Origin of the sequence: Butyrivibrio sp. FCS014 (genome assembly GCF_000526935.1) — a bacterium.
Taxonomy (GTDB): Bacteria; Bacillota; Clostridia; order Lachnospirales; family Lachnospiraceae; genus Butyrivibrio.
On sequence record NZ_JAHA01000019.1, the window covers coordinates 357,984 to 375,696 of the forward strand.

Genomic DNA, 17,713 nt, shown 5'->3' on the forward strand with positions numbered 1-17,713 from the left:
TCCCTTCATGTCAAGAAGCGAAGGCCTGCACTGCTTTTTTTGCATCATTATTCAATAAAATACCAGTCTACATAGATTATACCTCATGTACGATATTAAACACATTAAATAACCATAAAATAAAAGGGACAAACTGCCCCTTTTACATAATTCTTGTCTTATAAAAAATAAATAATTATTCAAAATTGAATACCACCCTGCAGTTCTCATCAAGAGCAAGCTTTGCATCAAAGGTGCTGCCCTTCTTACTGGTGAAGCCTGCGATCTTATCAGTTATCTTATCCGTAAGAAGTTTGGTCACGTCCTCTTTTGACAGGGAAACTCCGGCGACCTTTCCGATGAAGAAGTCGCAGCTGTTATCATCGCCCTTCTTGTTGTCCTCGCACTTGTATCCCCAGTGGTTTTTGATGATGGGTTTACCGCACTTTGGACATTTTACTCCTTCAAGGATTTCCTCTTCGTTCTCAAAGACGAATTTTACACCGGTGACTTTTCCGGCTTCATCCTTAGCCAGAGTAAGTTTGGCATCGAATGGCTTGCCTGCCTTGGACTTAAAGCCGCTGATCGTCGAAGTGATTCCGTCTGTAAGCAGTTCTTTTACCTGGGAATCATTAAGCTTCTTGCCTGCAACCTGCCCTAAGTTGAACTTGCAGCTGTGCTCGGGATCATCCTTGCTGTAGTTCTTGCAGCCATAGCCAAACGGTGTCTTAACAATCTCGCCTCCGCAGACAGGACATACTACCCCCTTAACTGTCTTGGCCTCAACATTTTCAAAGTCAAAAGAGATCTCGGCCTTGCCCTCTTCGTTTTTCTTAAGAACCAGGCATGCGTCGAAGGCTTTTTTGTCCTTGTTCTTAAAGCCCCTTATGGTGCCGGTCTTTCCTTCCTTAAGAAGCTGGACAACATTGGCTTCCGAGAGCTGCTTCTGGGCAACCTTTCCTATAAAGAACCTGCAAGACTGCGGGTCATCCTTATTATTGTTTTCGCAGCAGTACCCAACCGAAATCTTCCTTATCCTGCCGCCGCAGTCAGGGCATACAACGTCCTTCAGGTACTCGGGCTCTATTCCATCAAAATCAAAGACAACTTCTGACTTGCCCTCTTCGTTTTTCTTAAGCACCAGCTTTGCATCAAAGTTCGTTTTGGACTTGGACTTGAAGCCTCGTATAACATCTGTGCTTCCGTTTGTGAGAAGCGCTGTCAGCATATCGTCGCTGAGCTTCTTTCCGGCTATCTCACCTATGTTAAAGTAGCAGCCGTTCTCTTCCTTGCCGCGATTCTCACAGGCTATTCCGAATCCTGTCTTTACTATCCTGCCTCCGCAAACAGGGCATGTAACGCCCTCAAGGTACTCATCGGGGACGTCCGAGAAATTGAAACCTATATTGTACTTGCCGTTCTCATCCTTATTCAGCACCAGCACAGCCTTGAACTTCTTTTTGTTCTTGCTGGTGAATCCCTCGATCACATCAGTCTTTCCTTCTGTGATGAGTTTTTTGACCTCTTCCTCGGAGAGGCTCTTTCCTGCGATCTCGCCTACGGAGAAGCCGCACTTGATGTCCTCTTTGAAGTAATTGCTGCAGCCGTATCCAAAGCTTGTAGTGGTGATCTCTCCGCCGCACTGGGGACACTTAACCCCGATGGGGCGTCTTCCGGCAAGGCCCTTGGCGTCCTTGCCGGCGAACCGGCTTATATTTGAAGCGATGTCGCCGGTATAATCCGAGCCTATCATCTTCTGGGTCTCGCGCCTTATGTAGTCCTCGAGCTTCCTGCGGTATTCGTTAAAATCAACGGTGCCGCTGTAGATTCCCTCAAGGCCTCTCTCCCAGCTTGCCGACATCTCGGGATTAAGAAGAGACGGTATGTGCTTATCCACAACTTCATACACCATTTCTCCAAGGTTTCCGGGAGTCATCACCTGGGTCTTGCTCTGATTAAGGTAATGTATATTAACAAGTTTCTCGATTATCTGAGCTCTTGTAGCCGCAGTTCCGATTCCGTTTTTCCTTATCTGCTGCCTGAGTTCCTCATCTTCAATAAGGTTGCCCGCATTCTCCATGGCAGAAATAAGGGTTCCGGAAGTATATCTCTTGGGAGGTGAAGTCTTTCCTTCTCTGATCTCATATCCGTTAACGCTGATGAGATCTCCCTTCTTCACGGAAGCTACGAATTTCAGGAACTCCTCTTTGGAAATTCCAACATCCTCTTCGTCCTCGCCGCCTTCTTGGCCGGCGCCGCCTTTCTCCTGGGGCATGCCTGCAACCTTCATATAGCCGGGGTCTGTAAGCACCTTGGCGGAGGCAAAGAATTTCTCACCGCTTACATCGATCTGCAGTTTAGCGGTGTCATACCTTGCCGGCGGATAGAAAATGGATAAAAATCTCTTTGCAATCAGAATATAGACATCCTTTGCCAGGGGAGACAGGGAATTCAGCGCACCTGTCACACCTGTAGGGATTATCGCATAGTGGTCTGTAACCTTGGAGTCATCGGTATACATGGTATTCTCAATACCCCTGTACATACCGCTCTTCATGATATTGCCCGCAAACTCGGCAACCTCACTTACCTTTGAGATACCGTTAATGTTCTTCGTTATCTCTTTTGCCACAGCTGTTGTCAGGACTCTTGCATCTGTTCTGGGATAGGTGGTGAGCTTCTTCTCATAGAGCTCCTGAGCGATATCCAGGGTCTGGGCGGGGCTTATCTTAAAGCGCTTGGAGCACACCGCCTGAAGCTCTGCCAGGTTAAAGAGGAGCGGTGCCTTCTTCTGGGTTTTGCCGGACTCTATGCTGTCAATCACAGCCTCTTTTCCCTGGAGCTTGTCGATCAGGGCCTTGGCGTCCTCCTCCTTCTTAAAGCCGTTTTCCTTATATAAAAGAGGCGACTCAAAATAGGAAGATCCCTTTACAGCCTTCCACTCGGCAGATATATTTGCATCGGAAAAAGACCCGACGATCCTATAGAAAGGGGTCTCAATAAAGTTGCGGATCTCGCGCTCGCGCCTTACAACCATGCCAAGAACGCAGGTCATAACACGACCTACGGCAATGGCAGTGTACTTCTTGGTGGCCGCCGCGTCATTTACAAGCTTTCCGTATTTAACTGAAAGTGCTCTGGAAAAATTCATGCCAAGACTGTAATCTTCTATGGCACGCATGATACCCGAATTTCCAAGAAGAGCATAGTCGGACATGGGCTTTGCCTGCTCGATGCCCCTTCTGATCTCCTCATCGGTCTGGGAATCGATCCATACACGAAGTTCCTTCATGCCTTCCCGGACGCCGCCGAAGCTCCTGATATTCTCCTCGATGGTCTGTCCTTCTCTTCCTGAGTCGCCGGCCCAGTAGACAGTATCTATGTCCTCACGGTGAAGGCATTTATTGACAAATTCGTACTGGTCTTTGACGTTGGCGATAACGCCGTACTTGTATTTTTCGGGCAAAAAAGGCAAGTCTTCTAATCTCCACTTGCCATACTTTTCGTCATATGCTTCGGGGTAGAGCATTTCCACCAGGTGACCTACGCACCAGGTTATTACATACTGATCGTTCTCGATGAACACCCTGTTTCCCCCGGGAACGTTCAGCACTTTCGCAAATTCTCTCCCCACCGAAGGTTTCTCGGTGATAATTAGTTTTTTAGCCATTCGTTAATTCATCTATCCCAATGAGCTTAAGCTTGCAACCGGGCTTAAGTGCTGCGTCCAGAAGCCAGTTGTCGAAACCGGCAGTGGAAAAGAGATAGATCACATCTCCCTCAAGTCTTGCTTTTTTCGCGCAGTACTCCAGTTTCTCAAGGTCGGTATGGGTCAGCGTCTTCTGCCAGCTGCATATACCAAGGGCCGTATCTCCCATCTCACTCTGGGCGATGATGTCGATGGTGCCCTCCTTGCCGATCCACTCTCCCTCTTCCTCGATCTCAAAGGGGAAAAGACCTCTCTCTTCAAGCCTTAAGATGTACTCGCGGCACACCTGCCTGAAGTAGGTTCCGGCGTAATTCTGAATTCCTGCAGATATAAATATATCATAAAATTTATCCGCAGGCATCTGTAACAAACTGCTCTCATTGGGGAAGATAAACCTGAAGTAGAAGTCAAGAAGAGGGTCGCAGATCCTGTAAACTCCCTTCATTACGTTCTCTCTTCCGGCATTTCCGAAGGAGTAGGCTTTTTCCGCAAAATCATGATGGATCAGGGTCTTAAGATACACAGAGATCTTGGCCCTTGAAAAGCCAGTCACATGATAGATGTCATTAAGCTTGTTGGCTCCTCTTGCCATCTCTGACAAAAGGGTGTGATAAACCGCGGTCTCCCTAAGACTGTACTCGGTGAGCCTCATGGCCTCCCCGTACAGGAAGGAACCGGGGTCAAGGATATTCTTGATGACATTCTCCCTGAAGGATAAAGAGTCATCGAAGTATCTCCACAGAAGAGTCTGTCCACCAAGAACCGAGTAAGTAAGAACCGCATCCCTGTAGGGCATGTTCTTGAAGTATGCTCTCATCTCAGCAAAGGACAGGGGCTTGATCTTCCTGAAACCTGCAATATGAGCCGAAAGAGCTCCGAGGCTTGAGACCATGCTGTTCTCCACCCAGGAGACATCGTTGCTCATAAGAAGCACCAGTATCTGTCTGTATTTGCCGTTCTTCTCAACGAAATCCGTAAGCTCCTTCATAAAGGTGTCGGAGCTCTTTACGATGTACTCGAAATTCTTGATGACGAAGATGACCGGATTTCTGCCGGTGGCAGCAAAGGCGGTTTCAAAGATATCCGTGAAGGTGGGAGTCTTTGCAAGGACACTTCCCTCCTCCATCAGCTCTCCTGCCCACAACAAAACCTGCTCGGTGGCTGAGCAGCTCCGGGCAGTGTAAAAGACACTTCGTCTGTTCTCTATAAATTTGAAAATAAGAGAGTTCTGTTCAATATTCCTGTGGCCATAGACCACAAGAATATTGGAACGTCCGCTCTCATAGAATCTGTTTAAAAACGCAAGATCTATCTTTCTTTGTTCTTCCATATGGGGATCACATTTTCCTGCAATTATTTTTTGTTGATATATCCGCTGGCCTTAAGAAGCTCTGCGCACTCAACGGCTCCGCCTGCGGCACCTCTTAAGGTGTTGTGGGAAAGACCTACGAACTTCCAGTCGTAGATGGTATCCTCTCTGAGTCTTCCGATGCTTACGCCCATGCCGCCCTCATAGTTGACATCAAGAGCAACCTGAGGTCTGTTGTCCTCCTGCATGTACTGGATGAACTGCTTGGGAGCGCTGGGAAGCTTAAGCTCCTGAGGTACACCTGAGAAGCTCTCAAGCTTTTCGATAAGCTGCTCCTTGGTAGCTTTCTTTCTGAACTTAACGAAAGCAGCTGCGGTATGACCGTAAAGAACAGGGATCCTGATACACTGGCAGGTAATCTTCACATCGTCAGCGGGAACGATAATGCCGTTCTCGATCTTACCCCAGATCCTTAAGGGCTCCTTCTCTGACTTCTCTTCCTCTCCGGAGATGAAGGGGATAACGTTTCCTACCATCTCGGGCCACTCCTCGAAGTTCTTACCTGCGCCGGAGATTGCCTGGTAAGTTGTAGCCACTACCTCGTAGGGCTCGAACTCCTTCCATGCTGTAAGAGCGGGAGTATAGCTCTGGATCGAGCAGTTGGGTTTAACTGCGATGAAGCCGTTTGTTGTGCCAAGTCTCTTTTTCTGGAACTCGATAACATCCATGTGTCCGGGGTTGATCTCGGGAATGATCATGGGAACATCGGGAGTCCATCTGTGGGCACTGTTGTTGGAAACAACAGGAGTCTCTGTCTTTGCGTACTCCTCTTCGATAGCCTTGATCTCGTCCTTGGACATGTTTACGGCTGAAAGAACAAAATCAACGTCCTCTGAAACAGCCTTAACATCTGTAACGTCCTTTACAACGATATCCTTAACGGAAGCAGGGATATCTCCATCCATCTTCCATCTCTTGCCTACTGCCTCCTCATAGGTCTGTCCTGCGCTCCTGGGGCTGGCTGCAATGGTCTTAACCTCAAACCAGGGGTGATCATTGAGAATTGAGATAAATCTCTGACCTACCATTCCGGTTCCGCCAAGTACTGCTACTTTCAACTTCTCGCTCATAATTTTTCTCCTCTTTAATATAATTTGCAAATGGATAGGTTATTATCCACTAATATACTTTGGAAATCATCGTTTTTCCATAGAATAATCTGCGATAAACTTATCATTAAGTGCTATTACTTCTTTCATTCTCACAGGGCTTGGAGCACCGATGGTAAGTCTCTTTTCCACGCAGGTCTTAAGGCTTATGGCATCATAGATGTCCTCATCGAAAAGTTCTGAGAATTCCTTGAGCTCTGCAATCTTAAGATCGTCAATTGCACATCCTCTGTCGATGCAGGCAAGCACCAGTCTTCCGATGACTGAATGGGCATCCCTGAAGGGCATTCCCTTGTTAACAAGATAATCTGCCGCGTCGGTGGCATTGGTAAATCCCATCATGGCACTCTTTTCCATGTTTGCCTTATTGAATCTGATGGTGCGAAGCATGTCAGTGAAAAGGGTGAGGCAATGGTTTACCGTATCCATGGCATCAAATGCCGCCTCTTTGTCCTCCTGCATATCTTTGTTGTAGGCCAGGGGGATTCCTTTCATTGTGGTCAAAAGAGCCATCAGGTCGCCGTATACTCTGCCGGTCTTACCTCTTACAAGTTCCGCGATGTCGGGGTTCTTCTTCTGTGGCATGATGCTGCTGCCGGTTGAATAGGCATCATCTATTTCTATGAATCTGTACTCGTTGGAATTCCAGATGATGATCTCCTCACTGAATCTTGAAAGATGCATCATTACTGTGGAAAGTGCTGACAGGTATTCGATCAGATAATCCCTGTCGGATACGGAATCCATACTGTTTAAGGTAGGTCCGAAAAAATCAAGAAGAGAAGCCGTATATTCCCTGTCAAGGGGATAGGTGGTTCCCGCAAGGGCCCCGGCTCCCAAAGGACAATAGTTCATTCTGTGATAGATGTCCTGCATTCTCAGAGCATCTCTTTTGAACATCTCAAAATAAGCCCCGAGATGATGGGCAAGAGTCACGGGCTGAGCCTTCTGAAGGTGGGTAAAGCCCGGCATATATGTCTCGACATTGTCTCTCATGGTGTCGTTAAGAACCTTGAGCATATTGATAAGAAGCTCAGAAAAAGCAAGAACCTGCTCCCTTGCATAGAGCCTCATGTCCAGAGCCACCTGATCGTTCCTGCTGCGGCCGGTATGCACCTTTTTGCCGGCGTCACCGATCCTGTCGATAAGATTGGCCTCAAGAAAACTGTGGATATCTTCATATTTGGAAGTGATCTCAAGCTTTCCGGCCTTCACATCTTCAAGAATCGAATCCAGTCCCTTAACTATGCTGTCCCTCTCCTCTTCCGATATGATGCCCTGCTTCGCCAGCATCCTTGCATGGGCCTTACTTCCTGTCACATCCTGTTCAAGAAACCTTTGGTCAAAAGAGATTGATGCATTAAAATCCCAGGCAAGCTCGTTGATACTTCCTGTGAATCTACCGCCCCATAACTGTGCCATTAAGCAATTCTCCTTCACTGCAATGTGGTAAAGTCAAAAAAATTATAATCACAACTTAACATAATACAAATTTAAAAACAACATAGTTTTTTCACAAAAAAATACTGCCGATTTGATTCTCGGCAGTACTTTTGCACTAATATTCAGATAACTACGATTTTCTCCTTCTTAGCATCCGTCCTGAAGGTAAGCTTGTCGTAGGTTTTTCTGTCCTCTATGGCCTTGTAGATGACCCCGGATATTATAAGTATCGTATTGGCAAAAATATACTCGGTGACCACAACACATGCTCCGTTTCCCTTGTCTATCTCGGCCTGAAGGGCTGTCTGCTCCGCAAGAAGCTCTTTTATCCTGATCTCCTTACTGGTAACAGCGGCATTGATCTTAACCTTCCACTGCATTAGCTCGCGATTTCCGGCTCCTACCTCCTTGAGTCTTTCTTTTTCCTTATTGAGTACTTCAAGCTGCTCGCTCTCGCGGTTTATAGCCTTCTGGGTGTTGTTGTACTGATTCAGGATGCCGGAGTTGACGCCTATGTTCACTATGGTCTTGGCTCCTGTCTTGTTGCCAAGCTGAGCTGCTTCAACACCGTACAGAGCGTTGATGGTTCCGCCGTAGATAGTTCCCGAACGTCCAAGAGTCTTTATGCTTCCTCTGGAATCTATCTTGCAGTTAAAGAAATAATTGGCGGAAATATTCTCTCCCGAAATAGTGGAGCCCTCAAAATACTTGGCGGTGATATCGCCTCCGGCAGTGACGCTTCCTCTTATTGGCGCTGTAACGCCGCCCTTGATCAGTATTCTTCCGCCGGCGGTAATATCGGAACTCTCCATGTGGCCACCGATAACAATGTCGCCGGTTGCTTCCACAACGCTGCCGGAATGGACATCTCCCACAACGTATATGGATCCGTCGTATTTGATCCTCTTATCGGTTATCTTAACATCCTGAACAACCATCAGTTTCCTGATGTCCACCTTTCCGTCCACCATGCTGATGGCACCGGTTATAGTGGCGACATAAGTAACTCTGTCGTTCATTATCATGAAGCCGTTTCCCTTAAGGATCGGTGTCTCTTTTCCCGGAACTGCCTTTACAAAATTGCCGAAAACATCATAGCCGTCCAGGCCTCTTGTGGCCTTATGATAAAAGGCAATCTTATCCCCCACCTTGACCTGCTGAAGGTTTCCCACATCTGTAAGGTCCGCGGTTCCGTCCTTAAGGATCTTGGGTTCATTCCTTCCCGCGGTGTCAAAAAAGTAATCGTAGAATCCGTTGGTGCCGTTAATGACCTCTTTTCCCGTGGCCACGATATACTTCTCGTTCGGGTCAAAGTCTTTTTCGATGTTTTCCAGGGTATCTTTGCTCACTCCGTAAACGATGCCGCATTTTTTCAGGAACTTCTCGAGTATTGTCTTCGTGTATTTCTTTCCGTCACCCCTTAAGGGGAGTTTCAGCTGCGCCATCATCCTGTTATCGGATATGGTCAGATAATCATCTTTGCGCTCATACAGCTCCTGGGCTATATAATCATCCCCGGTAAGCTTGGCTCCTGCCGCTGTTGCCGCGGTAATGTTCTCGATCTGAACAGCCTTATCCTTGTCGTAATCGCCATTGATGAGTTTTAGCCTTATCCGGCGCATGTCCCTGGCGGTGTACATGAGGGATGAATATTTGGATATATCCAGTCCGTCTTCTATGCCCAGGCGGATCTCACGCATCTGGTCTGCCTGGTAAAGGGGCTTTCGATAAGGGGTTATATCTATCTGGTGCTCTAAGCCGGTGCGCATCTCAAACATCTGCTGCCAGTTGTAAGCCGCGTCTGCATACTGGTGAACGTCTACACCGGATTCAAGGCCCAGCCTGATCTCTCTGATGGCATCACCTTTCATATCACCGGAGATGTAATTATCTATGGGAAGCCCTTTCTTTATGGCTATCCTTACCTCTTCAAGCTGCCCCTCATCAAAGCGTTCCGCTATGTATTTGGAAATATCAACGCCATCCAGGAACGCCTTGTGAAGCTGATTCAGGATTGCTGCGTTGTATCTTTCTATCTGGGCAGGTGTAAAGACAAGTCCATCCTCGGCGCTTTCTCTGATGGCCCTCATCTTAAGAAAGGGAGTAGACACAGATGCATAAGACGAAATATCAATACCCGCCTGAAGGCCCTTCCTGATCTCACGCATCTGAAGGCTGTCAAAAGCCGGATCAAGATAAAAGATAACGGGAACAGGATTATCTATATTAAGGCCCAGTCTGACCTCTCGCATCTGATCGGCAAAGAAATCCTTTCTAGCGTACTGTGATACATCGACACCGGCAGCAATGCCCTGTCTTATCTGCGACAGCTGAAGGACGTCAAAGCCTTTTTTTCTGTACTCTGACATATCTATTCCCTGATACATCTCAAGGCGCATTTCTTCCATGGCGGTCCAGGGCATGGAGGGATCCATGTATCTTTTGACGTCTACCTTGTCGTTGATTCCTTTTCTTATCTCCGCAAGCTGAAGAGCGTTGAATTTCAAAGCCCTAAGCTTCTCCACATCAGCGCCCAATTGTTTTAAAAGTTCAAGTTCTTTTTCAACAGAGTTCTCATTAAAGGACTTCAACCCGGAATAACTATTTCGTGCAAGCTTATCATCGTCAATAATCGCCATAATTACCCCTGTTTTCAAAATTGTACAGTTAATATTATTATAAAGCATAATCACGCATTTTTGTTAATACGCTAACATGTTTTCGTAAGTTTTAATATTTCATCCCTTTGTATAAATTGTACAAAATCGTATTTTTAACATTACATTTTTCCCTCAAAAATGCACTAAAAAATTGACACACAGCCCGCATTCCATTAGACTTGATTTATAAAGATTTAATATTTTAATAGGTAGGAGAATCAACTAGTGAAAGACTTAAAACATCTGATCTACTTCGAGAATCTGCTTCTCGAAGCAAACAATGAGCTGGTTCAGAAAGCCCAGGCAGATGGCAGGATCTGCGTGGCTTATACCTGTGAGAACACCCCCGAGCCATTACTTAACCTTGAGGGTGCTTTTTCTGCGAGACTTCGTGCTCCCAGAACAGGTTCTTTGGACATTTCAACTTATTACATGACCAGCTTCTTATGCGAATACAGCCGTGCTCTCTTAGAGCGTGCCATTGAGGGCGGCTATAACTTTGCCGACTGTATCATCACTCCCGACGGCTGTTCCATGATGAACCGCTGTATCGAAAACATGGAGCTTTTAAAGACCATGGGACAGGGCAAGGATAAGTTCTTCTTTGAGTACATGGAGATTCCCATGAAGGCCGACGACAACGGTCTTAACCTCTATGTCCTTCAGTGCAAAAATCATATCCTTACTCCTCTTCATGAGAAATACGGCATTGATATTTCAGATGCTGCCATCAGAAAGGCAGTTGCCGAGCACAACGAGATCTGCGAGCTGATCCGTGCCATCGGCGACTACAGAAAAGAAGTCAATCCCAGAATAACCGGATATGAATTCAACGTTATCACCCTGGCAACCTACGTTGCTCCCAAGTACCTCATTAAGGATAAGCTCAAGGAGACCTTAGAGGAGCTCAAGACCCGTGAGCCTGATGAGAACAGCAAATTCAGAGCAAGAGTCATGGTTGTTGGTTCCGAGGTTGATGATACTGATTTTATTAAACTGATCGAGGAATCAGGAGCCTATGTTTGTGCAGACAGATTCTGCTACGGCTCTCTTCCCGGAAGAAATCCCATTGTTCTTAACGACGATGAGGACGCCCTTACACAGATCTGCAGAGCCTACATGAACAAGGGTGAGTGCCCCAGATTCATGAATACCGACAAGATGGATCACCGCAGGATCTATGTGGATGAGCTGGCAAAAGAGTATAAGGCTGACGGTATCATCTACGAACAGATGAAGTTCTGTGATCCCTGGGCTTACGAGAAGATGATGGGCTCTCACATTCTCAATGAGAAATACGGCTATCCTGTTCTTGCCGTTGACCGTCCTTACTCCATCGGTAATTCAGGTCAGATGCAGACCAGAGTACAGGCTTTTGTAGAGAGCATCGAGATTAAGAATATTCAGAGAGGTAACGCGAATGGCTAAACAGGTTGGCGCCGATAGACTTGGCGATTTTTATAAAGAGGGCTCCAAGGTTCGTAAACGCCGTGAATGGCGTGGCCTTGCAGACACAATGTATGACTATTCAAGATGGCTTAAGATCATGATGACTCTCGGCAAGTTCGTCATGAAGCCAAGAAATGTAAAGGCCATGTTCCGCTACAGATGGATGGCCAACTACCTTGCCGTTCCCATGATGGTAGACAGACATACTCAGGGACTTAGAGGTGAATACCTTCGAATCTGCCACGAGGAGCAGGATCTTGTAATCGATGACGTTGCAAAGCTCCTTGATTCACTCTTCAGAGGTGACCGCAGAATCGGTAACGACAAGAAATTCTCCGACAAGGTTGTTCTTGTGGATGAAAACGAGATGACAGCTGTAATGATGGGCTTCCCCACTCTTAAGTGTCTCTCCAGAGAAACACCTTCTACCTATGTATCCGTTCTTCTTAACCAGTACGCAGCCTGCCACTACATTGACGTGGCTCAGGAATTCGGTCTTGCAGGAGATGTTTGTCCCATGCCTGAGGCCGAGGCCGGCGTTTCCATCGACGATGATGCTCCCGTTCTTGGTGCCTGCGCTATCCAGTGCAACACCACCTGCGACGGCTCACTTCTTGGAAACGGCGTAATCTCCCAGCGTCTTGAGCACGAGGACGGAATCCCCGTATTCCAGCTGGCTGCTCCTCTTCGTCACAGAGAGGACGATGTTCAGGAATATGCCGCTCAGGAGATTCGAAATGCCATCGCCTTCATTGAGAAACACACAGGCGTTAAGTGGGACTGGGATGCATACTTTGAATGTGCAAAGCGTGTTAACTACGCTACCGAATGCCGTCAGGAATGGCTTGAGATGAACCGCACACCTTATCCTCAGGTATTCGGATCAAATCTGGCTCTTTATACCGAGACCAACTACATGGCTATCTGCGGAAGAGTTGCCGCCTTTGAGAAGGCAGACCGCAAGATCACAAAGCTTGCCCGCCAGGCTTACGCCAAAAAGAAAATGGCTGCCAAAGAATACAGACACAGAGCCATCGTATGGGGCGTTCAGTCTCACTACTACATGGACTTCCTTGTATGGCTCCTTAACTGCTGGGGTATTGTTCCTCTTACAGATATGCTTTCAATGGTATCCACCAAGAAGCTGGTAACTGAGGATACTCCCGAAAACAGAGAACAGGCTATCTACGATATGGCCTGGCTTACCGAGAACATGATCATGAGAAACCGTACTCACGGCGGATATAAGGTACTTCTTGATGAGCTTTGGGAGTTTGTTGAGATGTTCAACGCTGATATGGTTATTCTTTGGGAGCACATGAGCTGCAAGGCTCTTGACGGAATGCACGGTCTCTTCGAGGAGAAAGCCCGGGAAAAGGGTATCAATCTTGTGTGGGTAACCCACGACCTGTTTGATCCCCGTATCATCTCACGTCAGGGAGTTCGTGATCAGATCAATTCCTACATGAGGACAGTATTTAACGAGGAGCCCATTGATCCTTCACTTGAAGTACTTCCCGATGATAAGTCATGGTGAGCAGAGCACTTGCCGAGGTATTTTCGAGGCTAGTGCGAGCCATGGGTGAATACTTAGCGAGGTATTTTCGAGCTTAGTATGAATCCCTTGAGCAGAGCACTTGCCGGGTTATAAATTATATTATAAGGAGTATTCTTCTATGATGACATTTTTACATATTCTCAAAGTCATAGCCATCGTGATCGCAGCGCTCTTCGCTCTCACCTTCACGGTATATATCTTCAATCTTGACATGAAGCTCACAGCGGCCATCGAGCCCTGGCTTCTTAAGCACTACGACAAGATCGACAGAGATCAGCATCTTTGATTGATCAATCAGTCAAGGGGACGTCCAAGCCGGACGTCCCCTTTTTTATTTAACACTTTTTATTAAACAAATTGACATTCTGCAAATATTGCATTTACCGCGGCGGTATATTCACCTTTGGTTTTGGCCTTCCTGATAGCTTTAAGGTGTTTCTCACAGTCCTTGAAGTGAACATGGAGAAATGCCCAGTGCTCCAGCATCTTACAGATGACGTTGCGATCCTCCGGGATGTACTCGGAGTAGCCACGGTAAAGCTCTGAAAGATATGTACGAAGCTCCTCAGGATGCAGACCATCTCCACCACACAGCCTTCTTACAAGAGCGGGGTCATATAAGAGCCCTCTTCCCATCATCACTGCAGAGACTTCATCTCTCACATCTCCAAGGCTTTCCATTATCCTCTCAAGATCCTCGGGAGAATTAACATCGCCGTTGTAACAGATATCAGCCTTACCTCCAAAGTCCCTGTATGCCCTCACAGCGTCTTTAAAGGCCTCTATCCGGGCTTTTCCGGAATAATAGTCCTCACGTACCCTGGCGTGGATTATCAGCTCTTTTACGGGAAAACGGGCGTAGCTTTCCATAAGGTCTTTCGCTTCATCAGGATCATAGAACCCCAGCCTTGTCTTAAGGGAAATGTCCATGTCGTCATCTTTAAGCTCGTTAAAAATACCCTTCAGCATTTCCTCAAGGTAATAACCGTCCGTCAGAAGTCCCGCTCCCTTATGTCTGTTGATGACTGTAGGTGCAGGGCAGCCAAGGTTAAGGTTAAGATCCCTGTAGCCCAGCTGTCTTATCTGTCTTGCTCCCCATACAAAGGTCTCGACATTGCCGGACATTATCTGGACCGAGATCTCTTTGGAATAGTCCTTAAAGCCTTCAATGTGTTCCGGCAGGATATCTTTCTTTTCCCTCTTCTTGAAATGAAGGTTCTTGGGAGTCGTAACAAAAGGCGTGAAGTATTTGTCCACGCCCTCGCCGAATATCTTCTTATGTGTATTTCTAAGTGGATAGAGGGTGATGCCCTCCATTGGTGCGTAGTAGTATCTCATAATCATGGATTATACCATAAGACGACGAGCCGAGCGAATGCTTGCATTCATTCGGCGACCGTAAGTGATAACAGGCGCCCTGCGCCTGTTATTCCACAATTAGTTACAAAATCAGAATTCAAATTCCGAAAGCGGAAGCAATCCAAGATCTGTGTATACGCTGTCTTTTTCACGGGCTTCATTGAATTCATCCTCGGTTACCGGCTCCCACACCTCGTCTCCCCAGGATTTAAACCAGGGATTCTCGGCATTCTCATAGCCGTCATATTTATAAGCCCACTGAAGGACCATCTCTGTGGAATTGCACTCAAGGTTATACACGTTCCATCCATTTTCATCTGCTCCGCCGGAATACTCGTTAGCGATAAAGCTGTCATTGTAAACATAATATCTGTTTCTTGCAGATCCGCCCACAACCTGTGTAGGATGACGGTCTATCATGGTGAAGATGTCAAATACGGCCCCATCTGATCTTCTTCCGATAAAGAGCTCATCTATACCGTCAACGTTCACATCATGGAAAGCGTAGCCTATATCTTCAAGGGTGGCTCCGCTCTCAAGCATTGCGTAGAACTCTCCCGAATATCCGCTCTTTTCAAGAGCAACAGCATCTGCTCCGCTCTTAAGAGCATCCTTAAACTGGGAAAGAGTGTATCCGTAAAGCTCCTCTCCCTTTGTCCCTGCGCCGTACATGAATGTTCCGTCGTTTGTCGCGATCATATTCTCTATGATGCTGTCTGCGGCATCATAGAGCTTCTTAAAGTCCTCAGGCTCCTCCTCATTATAGTCCCACTGGACTTCCGTAGCCTCTCCCTTAACAACGTCATAGTACCTTCCATCCGAAACCAGCTCTCCAACCTTTCTGTAGGGGCCTCCGGCATACTCTGAAGGTATTTCTCTGGCCCATATAATAAAAGCAAGTCCGGGAAATCCCGCTTCCCTCGATGCCTTATGGTAGATGCTTATCATTCCCTCTTCCGTTTCAGCCTCATAGATACCGCTTAGTTCCTCCGGCATCGTGATCTCAAAAAGATCCGTGGTCACTGTTTGTGCCTTCGGTTTTCCCGGCACTGAGCACGCAGTAAGGGCGGCCGCCATTACCATTACTGTCACAAGCAACAATACAATCTTTTTCATTTCCATTCCTCTCCTCTGACACTTTTTTAATCACCATATTCTTTATACGAACAACTTTATAAAATGGCAAAAAAAATAAAAAATCCCGGACAGATTTCTCTGCCCGGGAAAAATTCAAAAATATTAAGTTGACAACGTGTTTGATCAGTTAATTGTCTGATCTCCGCGAGACTGAGCGTACTGAGTGCCAACAACACCGTGAAGCTGTGTCTGAATATATTCCATAACGGCCTCATCCAGAGGAATACCTGTGTCATACTTCTCTGTGGACTGTGTGAAGCAGTAATATGTGTCACCACCATCGGAAATGAAGTTGTTGGTTACCACTGCATATTTGTCTGTCTTTGAGAAAGGCTGACCATTAATACTTTCGATAGTAACTCTGTTGATGGATGCAGGCTTATGATAAGTTGAAGCGGGATATACAGGGCCTGCTGCAAATGACTTACCGGTGTTGATTGTGAACTTTATTCCGGTTGTCTGAGGATATCCACCAACAGGATCGGGTGTGCAGAAGGTCGAAGCCTCCAGAGCCTCAAGAAGCTGCTCACCTGTTACATAAACAACAGTCAATGTGTTGCCGAAAGGAAGAACTGTGTTGACATCTTTCTTTGTGATGTCGCCAACACCGATGGGTGCTCTGAGTCCGCCACCGTTTGTAAGTGCAATAACATGAGAAGGATCAACAGTTACAGAGCCGGGATCCTTTGTGATGCTCCAAAGCATAGCCTCAGATACAAGGTCACCCATGTTGGTCTCCTCAGTTCTGTTTCCGGGAGCCTTATTACCGTTGAGTTCTACTTCACTCTTTCCGATAGCTACATTGTATTCTGCATCTACTCTCTTGATGATATTTGTTGTAATGGCATCTGTTATTACTTCCTTCTGAAGTCCGTCAAGACTAAGAACATAGCTGTCCTCAATCTTCTTTGAAGCATCATCGATAACAAGAACGCCGATGGTCTGAAGCTTTGTTCCGGTAGACTCCATCTGCTCTTTGCTTTCAGCACTCATAACCGTGTGTGAGTGGCCATCAAACAGGAAGTCTATACCCTTTACATGATTATAGAAAATATCACTGCTGTTGCCTTCTCTTGATGCTTCCTTATCCACACCAAGATGCGCAAGGCAAATAACAAGATCTGCACCCTGAGCCTTAAGCTCATCTACCTGCTTCTGGCCACAGTTGTAAAGGTCGCCCTTTGAAAGGAAATTAAGCCCCTGAACATATATAGGATTGGACTTGGTCAGTGTCTCGGGTGTATCAACTCCAAAGAATCCAAGCTTAAGCCCTGACTTGGTTGTATACATGGTGTTGGGATTGAATACATTATTTCCGTTTGAATCAAGAATGTTTGCATTTACAACCTTAAACTTGGCGATTGCAAGATTAGCCTTAAGCTGTGTCTGTCCATAATCAAATTCATGGTTACCGATAGTAACAATGTCATAACCTGCAGCATTCATAGAGGTAACAGCATCTGCTCCCTTTGTCAGGCTGACATAAGAAGTTCCCTGAGCAAAGTCACCTGAATCCACAAGAATAACCTCAGCTCCCCTTCTCTGGAAGTTCTGCTTTACAGAAGCGATGTAGGCATAACGTCCGATTGCCCCATGAACGTCATTGGAATGAAGAATGATTGTCTTGCCTGAAAGATCGGCAGGAACATCGGCAATTGTCTTAACTTCAGCAACAGGGCTGTAAGCATAGGATGTCACAGCTGTTGCTCCGGTTGTAAGAACCAGTGCCAATGCAAGAAGAAATGATAGTGCTCTTTGTAAAACTCTTTGTTTTCTCATAAAACCACTTTCCTCCTAGAAAATATTAAATTGGACCTCAGGATTATATTATATTATCAACGGGGATGGATTTAAACAGATTTCTTAAGAAATTAGTCCCTAATTTTTTAGGATTTTTTTATGTATTTTTTCAACCATAAAATAAGAGGCTGCCTAAAAGGC

The 17,713-nt window shown here is 46.4% G+C and carries 11 protein-coding genes; 3 read left to right on the forward strand and 8 right to left on the reverse strand.

Annotation, left to right across the window (positions count from 1 at the left end):
- Nucleotides 1-175 precede the first annotated feature (175 nt).
- The 5 genes from T456_RS0114575 to T456_RS0114595 form a co-directional block, all read right to left on the reverse strand.
- Nucleotides 176-3,649, reverse strand: a complete 3,474-nt coding sequence (locus T456_RS0114575; protein WP_024866752.1) for a DNA topoisomerase III — start codon at nt 3,647-3,649, stop codon at nt 176-178.
- Nucleotides 3,642-5,018: an ATP-binding protein gene (locus tag T456_RS21590; protein ID WP_024866753.1), complete on the reverse strand. Its 1,377-nt coding sequence runs from the start codon at nt 5,016-5,018 to the stop codon at nt 3,642-3,644. Before T456_RS21590 ends, T456_RS0114575 begins: the two co-directional genes overlap by 8 nt.
- 23 nt (nt 5,019-5,041) lie before the next feature.
- On the reverse strand, nt 5,042-6,127 hold the full coding sequence (asd, locus tag T456_RS0114585; protein WP_024866754.1) for an aspartate-semialdehyde dehydrogenase: 1,086 nt from the start codon (nt 6,125-6,127) through the stop codon (nt 5,042-5,044).
- A 66-nt stretch (nt 6,128-6,193) separates the two neighbouring features.
- Nucleotides 6,194-7,588: an argininosuccinate lyase gene (gene argH / locus T456_RS0114590; RefSeq protein ID WP_024866755.1), complete on the reverse strand. Its 1,395-nt coding sequence runs from the start codon at nt 7,586-7,588 to the stop codon at nt 6,194-6,196.
- A gap of 143 nt (nt 7,589-7,731) precedes the next feature.
- Entirely contained in the window at nt 7,732-10,248 is a 2,517-nt protein-coding gene (locus tag T456_RS0114595; RefSeq protein WP_024866756.1) for a DUF342 domain-containing protein, read from the reverse strand.
- 246 nt (nt 10,249-10,494) lie between these two features.
- Between T456_RS0114595 and T456_RS0114600 the strand changes: the two genes are divergently transcribed.
- The 3 genes from T456_RS0114600 to T456_RS22590 all read left to right on the forward strand — a co-directional run bounded on the left by T456_RS0114600 (nt 10,495) and on the right by T456_RS22590 (nt 13,562).
- Nucleotides 10,495-11,697 carry a 2-hydroxyacyl-CoA dehydratase family protein gene (locus T456_RS0114600; RefSeq protein ID WP_024866757.1) on the forward strand — a complete coding sequence of 401 codons (1,203 nt, stop codon included), beginning with the start codon at nt 10,495-10,497 and terminating at the stop codon, nt 11,695-11,697.
- Complete coding sequence (locus tag T456_RS0114605) at nt 11,690-13,255, forward strand: 2-hydroxyacyl-CoA dehydratase family protein (RefSeq protein WP_024866758.1); 1,566 nt, start codon at nt 11,690-11,692, stop codon at nt 13,253-13,255. Before T456_RS0114600 ends, T456_RS0114605 begins: the two co-directional genes overlap by 8 nt.
- 139 nt (nt 13,256-13,394) lie before the next feature.
- Nucleotides 13,395-13,562 (forward strand): hypothetical protein, encoded by a 168-nt coding sequence (locus T456_RS22590; protein WP_155838114.1) that lies wholly within the window; start codon nt 13,395-13,397, stop codon nt 13,560-13,562.
- Between the two features lie 62 nt (nt 13,563-13,624).
- On the opposite strand, the gene T456_RS0114615 is transcribed toward T456_RS22590, so the two are convergent.
- From T456_RS0114615 to T456_RS0114625, 3 genes are all read right to left on the reverse strand, one after another.
- Complete coding sequence (locus T456_RS0114615; RefSeq protein WP_024866759.1) at nt 13,625-14,614, reverse strand: tRNA dihydrouridine synthase; 990 nt, start codon at nt 14,612-14,614, stop codon at nt 13,625-13,627.
- Nucleotides 14,615-14,725: 111 nt separating this feature from the next.
- Nucleotides 14,726-15,751: a hypothetical protein gene (locus tag T456_RS0114620; RefSeq protein WP_024866760.1), complete on the reverse strand. Its 1,026-nt coding sequence runs from the start codon at nt 15,749-15,751 to the stop codon at nt 14,726-14,728.
- A gap of 144 nt (nt 15,752-15,895) precedes the next feature.
- Nucleotides 15,896-17,551: a bifunctional metallophosphatase/5'-nucleotidase gene (locus T456_RS0114625; protein ID WP_024866761.1), complete on the reverse strand. Its 1,656-nt coding sequence runs from the start codon at nt 17,549-17,551 to the stop codon at nt 15,896-15,898.
- Nucleotides 17,552-17,713: the final 162 nt, after the last annotated feature.

What these genes read in the sequence shown, in the direction of transcription:
- T456_RS0114575 (WP_024866752.1), bottom strand. Translation starts at nt 3,649, where the DNA reads ATGGCTAAAAAACTAATTATCACCGAGAAACCTTCGGTGGGGAGAGAA.
- T456_RS21590 (WP_024866753.1), bottom strand. Translation starts at nt 5,018, where the DNA reads ATGGAAGAACAAAGAAAGATAGATCTTGCGTTTTTAAACAGATTCTAT.
- asd (WP_024866754.1), bottom strand. Translation starts at nt 6,127, where the DNA reads ATGAGCGAGAAGTTGAAAGTAGCAGTACTTGGCGGAACCGGAATGGTA.
- argH (WP_024866755.1), bottom strand. Translation starts at nt 7,588, where the DNA reads ATGGCACAGTTATGGGGCGGTAGATTCACAGGAAGTATCAACGAGCTT.
- T456_RS0114595 (WP_024866756.1), bottom strand. Translation starts at nt 10,248, where the DNA reads ATGGCGATTATTGACGATGATAAGCTTGCACGAAATAGTTATTCCGGG.
- T456_RS0114605 (WP_024866758.1), top strand. Translation starts at nt 11,690, where the DNA reads ATGGCTAAACAGGTTGGCGCCGATAGACTTGGCGATTTTTATAAAGAG.
- T456_RS22590 (WP_155838114.1), top strand. Translation starts at nt 13,395, where the DNA reads ATGATGACATTTTTACATATTCTCAAAGTCATAGCCATCGTGATCGCA.
- T456_RS0114615 (WP_024866759.1), bottom strand. Translation starts at nt 14,614, where the DNA reads ATGAGATACTACTACGCACCAATGGAGGGCATCACCCTCTATCCACTT.
- T456_RS0114620 (WP_024866760.1), bottom strand. Translation starts at nt 15,751, where the DNA reads ATGAAAAAGATTGTATTGTTGCTTGTGACAGTAATGGTAATGGCGGCC.
- T456_RS0114625 (WP_024866761.1), bottom strand. Translation starts at nt 17,551, where the DNA reads ATGAGAAAACAAAGAGTTTTACAAAGAGCACTATCATTTCTTCTTGCA.